A 7128-nucleotide genomic window follows, 5' to 3' on the forward strand; every position below is an offset into this window, starting at 1 on the left:
AACGTATTTACTTCGGTACGTGAACAAAGAGGTATGTTTAGTGTCTTATATAACCAGAGTGCCTTATATAAATAAGTGATTCGCGTTATATTGAATAGAGTATTAGACATGCCTGTTTAGGCTGTAAAAGAAGAAATTGATAAAGTATGAAACCAATGGGCATTCGCGCACAGCAAAAAGAAAAAACTCGTCGCAGCTTAATCGATGCAGCATTTAGCCAACTCAGCGCCGATCGTAGTTTTTCCAATCTAAGCTTGAGAGAAGTCGCTCGTGAGGCTGGAATAGCACCGACTTCCTTTTATCGTCACTTCAAAGACATGGATGAGCTTGGCTTAACCATGGTTGATGAAGGTGGCTTACTGCTGCGCCAGTTAATGCGTCAAGCTAGGCAACGCATAGTAAAAGAAGGCAGTGTGATTCGTACATCGGTTGAAACCTTTATGGAATTCATTGAAAGCAGCCCTAACGTATTCAGACTGTTATTGCGAGAGCGCTCAGGAACTTCATTTGAGTTTCGTGCAGCGGTAGCTCGTGAGATACAGCACTTCTCTGCTGAGTTAACCGAATATTTGATAACGACTGGCATGACAAGGGACGAAGCTTTCACTCAAGCGGAAGCCTCGGTTATCTTAGTCTTCAACTCAGGGGCAGAAGCATTAGATTTAGATCGACGTCAGCGAGATGAATTGGCTGAACGCTTGATCATGCAATTGCGAATGATGGCCAAAGGAGCTTTTTGGTATCGTAAAGAACGTGAACGTAACCGATTAAAAGGCGGGATTGAATAATGTCGAATGAAAATAATACTGTAAACCGTGGTTCTGAAAGAAAAACACTCGTACTTGCTGTTGTAGCCGGTGTGTGTGGTGATGCATTGTTATCTTGGGTAACAATGAGCGAAGTGGGCTTCTCTATTTTCCCGCTTATCGCTTTAGTTTTGGCTGTACAAGCGCTTTACCAAGAGTACCTAACTAACCCAGTATCTGAAGATATCCCACTAGTAGGTTTAGCTTGTTTCTTCGTGGGTGCATTTGGCCACTCGGCTTTTGTGAAGGCACAACACCCTGATGCTGGCTCAAACTTCTTTGCGATTATTGTCGCGATGTTGCTTCTTGCATGGGTAGGTAAGAAACTCGGCTTTATCGGCAAAACTGCTTAAGCTGATTTAGAAATTAAAAAAACGAGCCAATGGGCTCGTTTTTTTGTATCTGCTGTTTGGCTTAGACCTGAAAGCGATACTCACGCTTTACGCTCTAGGAATACGCCAGCTTCCATGTGGTGCGTGTAAGGGAACTGGTCAAACAGAGCAAAACGAGTGATGTCGTGCGTTTCGCTTAGGATCTCTAGGTTCTCTTTCAACGTTTCAGGGTTACAAGAGATGTACATGATGCGCTCGTAGCCTTGCACCATCTTACAAGTATCAACATCCATGCCTGAGCGTGGTGGATCAACAAAGATAGTGTTGCAGTTGTAGCTCTTAAGATCGATGTTTGCTTGTTGCAGACGGCGGAATTCACGCTTGCCTTCCATTGCTACGGTAAAATCTTCTGCAGACATACGGATGATCTGAACATTTTCAATCTTGTTCGCCGCAATGTTGTATTGCGCTGATTCAACTGATGGCTTCGCTAGTTCTGTTGCCAGTACACGCTCGAAGTTCTGTGCCAATGCTAATGAGAAGTTACCGTTACCACAGTAAAGCTCAAGCAAGTCGCCTTTGCTGTCTTGAGTACAGTCGACAGCCCATTCCAACATTTTCTCTGCTACTTTGCCGTTTGGTTGAGTAAAGCTGTTTTCTACTTGTTGGTAGATGTAGCTGTCACCATTCACGTCTAGCTTTTCAATGACGTAGTCGCGGTCTAGTACGATTTTCATCTTACGCGCACGGCCAATCAGGTTTAGATTGAAACCTTCATCGTTTAATTGCTGTTTAAGTGCTTTAGCATCTTGAATCCACTGTTCACCCAATTGACGGTGGTAAAGCAGTGACACCAAAATTTCGCCGCTTAGTGTAGATAGGAAGTCTACTTGGAATAGCTTGTGGCGTAGAGAATGGTTGTCCTTCATTGCATCGACTAACAAAGGCATCAAGTCATTGATAAGACGACTAGCAGCAGGGAACTGGTCTACACGATATTTTTCTTTGGTCTCTTGATTGAACATGACGTAATACATATCGTCACCTTCATGCCACACGCGGAACTCAGCACGCATGCGGTAGTGTTGTTCTGGAGATTCATACACTTCCAGCTCAGGCACATTATATTCTGAGAACATTTCAGTAAGACGCTCAGTCTTTTCTGCCAGTTGTTCTTGGTAGCGTTGCGGGTTTACATCTAAATTCGCCATTGTTATGCCTTTTGCTGTCGTGCTTTTAAATCAAGAGCGCAGATTTTATTCAATCACAGGCGCTTGTCCAGTGTTGAGAGCCAATCAGTGTAAATAGGCCATGAAAACTATAGCTTATAACTATCTTAGACTAGACAAATGATTCAGAGGTCAATACTATCTTCGGCAAGCTGGTGCCATTTAGATGTATAGATGGCTGAAGAGGGAATCTGGTGTGAATCCAGAACTGACGCGCAGCGGTAAAAGAGAACGAGTATTCATCAGACACTGCAAATAGCTTTTTGTGGGAAGTCGAATATCAGGTAACCATAAGGTTGTGCTCTTGAGTCCGAATACCTGCCAGCGGCTAAACCATGACATGTGGTTTGGTAGGAATTTACGCGATTTAGGATCACAACATGAACAAATCCCTTTTAGCGGTTGCTGTAGCATCGCTGCTTTCACCTATCTCCAATTTACACGCCCAACAAGCATCTGCCGACGAAACCATGGTGGTTACGGCTAACCGTTTTGAGCAAAGCACGGAAAGTGTTGTCGCTCAAGTTGAAGTAGTAACACGCCAAGATATCGATCGAATTCAAGCTAAGTCTCTAACAGATGTGTTTAGACGATTGACGGGTATTCAGGTTTCACAAAATGGAGGCCGAGGACAGCAAGCTTCGATCTTTGTTCGTGGTGCTAACTCTGATCAAGTGCTTGTTCTCATTGATGGTATTCGTTTTGCGCGAGCTGCAAAGGGTGGTGTCGATTTTAGCCAGTTACCAATTACATTCGTTGACCGAGTGGAATACGTTCGAGGAGCTCGTGCCGCTATGTATGGCTCAGAAGCTATCGGCGGTGTTATCAACATTATTACTGTTGCAAACTCTGACAATGAAAAAACGGCAGTTAGTGCAGGTTTAGGAAGCTTAGATTACCAAGAGCTGAGCTTTGTTAGTGGTACTAAGGTCGGTGAAAATGGTCACTTGAACGTATCTGTTGGTTACGATTCCGATGAGGGATACAACGTTCATCCATTACCAGGTGTTAATGATGGTGATCGCCATGGTTTTGAATCACGCAATGCTCTAATTGGTTATGTTCATAATTTTGATCAGCAATGGAGTGGCTTCGCGAATTTCCGTATGTTTGAAACCATTTCTCAGTACGATGGTTCATTTGGTACAGACCATTCTTACAAAGAAGCTGAAGTTCAAAATTCGACCTTTGCTACTGGTGTTAAATATAGTGGCAGTGAACTTAAGTCTGATTTCTTAGTTAACTATCAGAATCAAGATAACTGGAACTACGAACAGTCTTTAGGCAAGAACTCAGCGTCAGCAACATCTGATGAGCTTGAACAGCTAAATGTTCAATGGGTGAATTCATACAAACTAACGTCGTCACTGACTCTTAGTGGTGGTGTAGATTGGCGTGATGAGGCTTATATTGTTAAGCCTTCGAATACTGAATACGACAGAACGAATGTTGCGTACTTCGCTGCATTAAACGCAGATGCGGATAAAGTGTTCGGAGAACTGAGTCTTCGTGTTGATGACAATGAGCAGTTTGGTACAGAAACTACTTACAACACAGGGTTAGGCTATCGTTATGCTGAGTGGCTTGTTGTAAAAGCAGCTTATGGCACATCCTTCAAAGCACCTAACTTGTATCAACTATATAGCTACTACGGTAATGCACAGTTAGAAGCTGAAAAGGCAGATTCATTTGAACTGACTTTTGGTGGCTTAATCAAGGATGTTGATTGGTCGATTACTGGCTATGACACGAACGTCGAAGACTTAATTGATTACAACTACGCGACAAGTAAGTACTACAATACCGATGGCGAAAGCCAATTACGTGGTGTGGAAATGGTCGTTGGATTTGATACTAGCTTTATTAACCACCAAGTGAGCGCTAATTTCCAAGACTCAGAAGATCAATCTGGTGAGCAACTGATACGCCGAGCTAAGAAGATTTACAAGTATAATGCAGTGGCTAGTTTCGATGATGTTGATGTTTCATTAGGTTTCCAATATGTAGGTGAGAGACCTGACTTCTCTGAAGATCTCGCAGCGTATAGCTTGTTTGATGTTTCAGTGAACTACTATGCGAATGAAAACCTTACTTTAAATGGTCGAGTGGATAACTTAACTGACGAAGAGTACGAGACTGCTGGTGGATACCCATCACCAGAGCGTACATATTACGTGAATGCTACTTACCAATTCTAATTATCACCTAAACCGCCTTCGGGCGGTTTTTTCTTATTGGGTATATCAATGAAAAAGAAAGTCGTCATAAGTTGGTCGTCAGGCAAAGACTCTACATTAACCCTAGAACGTCTACTTGAAAGCACCGAGTATGAAGTTGTTGCTCTCTATACTACGTATGTTGGAGATGAGGTCCCTTTCCAAGTCACGCCAATCGAGGTTGTCGGAATGCAGGCTACATTGATCGGTTTGCCTCTAATAACGATTGAGCTGCCGGAGGTGTTCCCAAGTAACGAGATCTATCAAAGTACGATTGTTACGGCGCTTAAAGGATCGGGTTTATCTATTGATGCCGTGGCATTCGGCGATATGTTTTGCAATGGTATTGCTGATTACCGAAGAAGTTATATAGAACCTGCGGGCTGGGAGTGTGTATTTCCTCTACTAGGAGAGAGTAGCCAAACTCTGGCTCAAGAAATCATAAATAGAGGAATCGAAACCTTTCTCGTCACAGTTGATAGCGATGCATTAGACATGAGCTATTGCGGGAAAGAATACACGCCTGAACTAATAGACAGTTTGCCAAGTCACGTCGACCCATGTGGAGAAGATGGTGAGTTCCATACCTTAGTAACGTCAGCGCCATGCTTTAAAGGTAAGCTCAAGATAGAGCTAGAAAATGTAGAGCAGGGTGAGCGCTTTGGGCATCAACGCTACCGAGCTTGCATTATATAGAGTGATGATTGGCGAAAACTAAGTGAAGGGGTATCATTGCTGCGGAACTTCTTACAGGTAATGGTTGTGTCGAAAAGCATACAAAAAAACATATTGGTCTTTGATTCTGGAGTTGGCGGCCTCTCTGTATATAAAGAGATAAGCCAGTTACTACCAAATCACAACTATATCTATGTATTCGATAACGAGGCTTACCCATATGGTGAGCTCGATCAGCAAGTCCTCATTCAGCGAGTCCAAAGTATCGTCGCCAGTTTTGTTGCGAGTCACGCTATTGATATTGTGGTGATAGCTTGTAATACGGCCAGTACGATAGTCCTGCCTGCACTTCGCGCTAATAACCTTATCCCTATTGTCGGTGTTGTCCCGGCAATCAAACCTGCCTCGTTACTGGCTAATAAAGCGGTTGGACTTATTGCAACCCCTGCGACGATTACTCGTGAATACACACACGAGCTCATCAAAAACTTCTCGAGTAATAAAAGAGTAGAGCTGTTGGGTTCTACTCGACTGGTGGATATGGCCGAAGATAAACTCAGAGGTGAGGAAATTAGCCTTGAAGAGTTACAGAAAATCCTTCAACCGATGATCAACACGATTGATGTGGCTGTTTTAGGATGTACTCATTTCCCACTTATCAAATCTGAGATTCAACAAGTACTAGGTGAAAGTGTAGTGCTGATAGATTCTGGTAAAGCAATAGCGAAGCGAGTTCAAGATTTGTTGGGTTTGGAAAGCATTAATAAAGAAGTGGGAGTGCGTGAGGTTTTTTGTAGTGCACTTCCTAAAAAAGAAAGTGCACTAAATAGTATGTTAAAGCAGTTAGGGTTTAGCTCAGTTCAGATTCGTCCGTTTCAGGATGTTTAGGATCATTTGCAACACGTACTTTTAAAGTGCGTTGCATGTAATCTTTATCGTTAAGTGCAGAGATTGCATGATTCACATCATTACTTGCCATAACAACAAATCCAAAGCCTCTTCTTTTACCAGTACGTTTGTCTTTCATTAAGCGTACTGCAAATACTTCACCATGCTCTGAGAATAATTCACGTACATGTGATTCGTTCGCTTTGTATGGAAGGTTACCCACATAAAGTGTTTTGGTTGAAGCCTTAGGTTCAGAATCTGATTTTGAGTCGGTGCTTGAAAAGTTAACAACAAAAGCGGAAGCCAAGACACCAAGGATAAAGGTAATTGCAGGCGATATATCTACCTGAGAGAAAACAATGCCGCCTAATACAGCCAGTGCGACAATTAACAACATCGATTTTTTTGAGTTCATATCGGAATACTACATATTAATAAACGAAATAGACGCATCTACCATTAACAAAATAGACACATGAATCTTACGTTCATGGCTTCCATTTTTCCAATGTATTGCTGTGATACGTCTCAAATGTTTAGTTTTTATTCGAAAAATGCGAATCTGGTGGTTTTTTAGGCGAACAAAACTTTTATTTCAAAAAGCCCTTGTGCTCCATCTCAATCTCTCTATAATGCCGCCTCACCGACACGGAGTGAGACGAAAGTCACACAGCGAAATCGGTAGAGAAAAAGAGTTTGAAAATAACCCTTGACTCTCAAAGTGGTGCAGGTATAGTACGCACCCCTAGCGACTGAGATGTGAATCACAAAACGCTAGCGCTCTTTAACAATTTAAACCTATCAATCTGTGTGGGCACTCGTTGATGAATATCAAAACGTTTTATCCTTTGGATAAAACAGTTACTTCGGTAACACAATGATTTCAATGAACTGAGTGACCAATACGTTTAACTACTTGTAGTTATTCGGCACAGTCAATTCATTACCATTCTGTTCCTATTTATTTAAGAAGAGAGGGGTA

7 protein-coding genes and 1 riboswitch are annotated in these 7128 nt (G+C 42.4%); of the genes, 5 read left to right on the forward strand and 2 right to left on the reverse strand.

Going from position 1 to position 7128, the window contains the following annotated elements:
* The first annotated feature begins 146 nt into the window (after positions 1 to 146).
* Both fabR and F0229_RS18435 read left to right on the forward strand, forming a co-directional pair.
* Positions 147 to 788, forward strand: a complete 642-nt coding sequence (fabR, locus tag F0229_RS18430) for an HTH-type transcriptional repressor FabR (RefSeq protein ID WP_010438693.1) — start codon at positions 147 to 149, stop codon at positions 786 to 788.
* On the forward strand, positions 788 to 1159 hold the full coding sequence (locus F0229_RS18435) for a YijD family membrane protein (protein WP_004736696.1): 372 nt from the start codon (positions 788 to 790) through the stop codon (positions 1157 to 1159). Before fabR ends, F0229_RS18435 begins: the two co-directional genes overlap by 1 nt.
* 80 nt (positions 1160 to 1239) lie before the next feature.
* Here the strand turns inward: F0229_RS18435 and trmA are convergent, their stop codons facing one another.
* Complete coding sequence (trmA, locus tag F0229_RS18440) at positions 1240 to 2349, reverse strand: tRNA (uridine(54)-C5)-methyltransferase TrmA (RefSeq protein ID WP_171733426.1); 1110 nt, start codon at positions 2347 to 2349, stop codon at positions 1240 to 1242.
* A 154-nt stretch (positions 2350 to 2503) separates the two neighbouring features.
* Positions 2504 to 2708, forward strand: a riboswitch (cobalamin riboswitch).
* A 39-nt stretch (positions 2709 to 2747) separates the two neighbouring features.
* On the opposite strand from trmA, the gene btuB reads away from it, so the two are divergent.
* From btuB to murI, 3 genes are read left to right on the forward strand one after another with little or no spacing between them, the layout of a single operon-like run.
* Positions 2748 to 4565 (forward strand): TonB-dependent vitamin B12 receptor, encoded by a 1818-nt coding sequence (gene btuB, locus F0229_RS18445; protein WP_171733427.1) that lies wholly within the window; start codon positions 2748 to 2750, stop codon positions 4563 to 4565.
* A 48-nt stretch (positions 4566 to 4613) separates the two neighbouring features.
* Entirely contained in the window at positions 4614 to 5279 is a 666-nt protein-coding gene (locus F0229_RS18450) for an ATPase (protein WP_102332806.1), read from the forward strand.
* 60 nt (positions 5280 to 5339) lie between these two features.
* Complete coding sequence (gene murI / locus F0229_RS18455; RefSeq protein WP_102332807.1) at positions 5340 to 6146, forward strand: glutamate racemase; 807 nt, start codon at positions 5340 to 5342, stop codon at positions 6144 to 6146.
* Here the strand turns inward: murI and F0229_RS18460 are convergent.
* Positions 6109 to 6561: an RNA-binding protein gene (locus tag F0229_RS18460; protein ID WP_171733428.1), complete on the reverse strand. Its 453-nt coding sequence runs from the start codon at positions 6559 to 6561 to the stop codon at positions 6109 to 6111. The two genes, murI and F0229_RS18460, sit on opposite strands and share 38 nt — an antisense overlap.
* Positions 6562 to 7128: the final 567 nt, after the last annotated feature.

Origin of the sequence: Vibrio sp. AIC-3, from assembly GCF_013114515.1 — a bacterium.
Lineage (GTDB): Bacteria > Pseudomonadota > Gammaproteobacteria > Enterobacterales > Vibrionaceae > Vibrio > Vibrio crassostreae_C.

Coding starts and splice junctions, on each gene's coding strand:
- F0229_RS18435 (WP_004736696.1), top strand. CDS start 788: ATGTCGAATGAAAATAATACTGTAAACCGTGGTTCTGAAAGAAAAACA.
- murI (WP_102332807.1), top strand. CDS start 5,340: ATGGTTGTGTCGAAAAGCATACAAAAAAACATATTGGTCTTTGATTCT.
- fabR (WP_010438693.1), top strand. CDS start 147: ATGAAACCAATGGGCATTCGCGCACAGCAAAAAGAAAAAACTCGTCGC.
- F0229_RS18460 (WP_171733428.1), bottom strand. CDS start 6,561: ATGAACTCAAAAAAATCGATGTTGTTAATTGTCGCACTGGCTGTATTA.
- trmA (WP_171733426.1), bottom strand. CDS start 2,349: ATGGCGAATTTAGATGTAAACCCGCAACGCTACCAAGAACAACTGGCA.
- btuB (WP_171733427.1), top strand. CDS start 2,748: ATGAACAAATCCCTTTTAGCGGTTGCTGTAGCATCGCTGCTTTCACCT.
- F0229_RS18450 (WP_102332806.1), top strand. CDS start 4,614: ATGAAAAAGAAAGTCGTCATAAGTTGGTCGTCAGGCAAAGACTCTACA.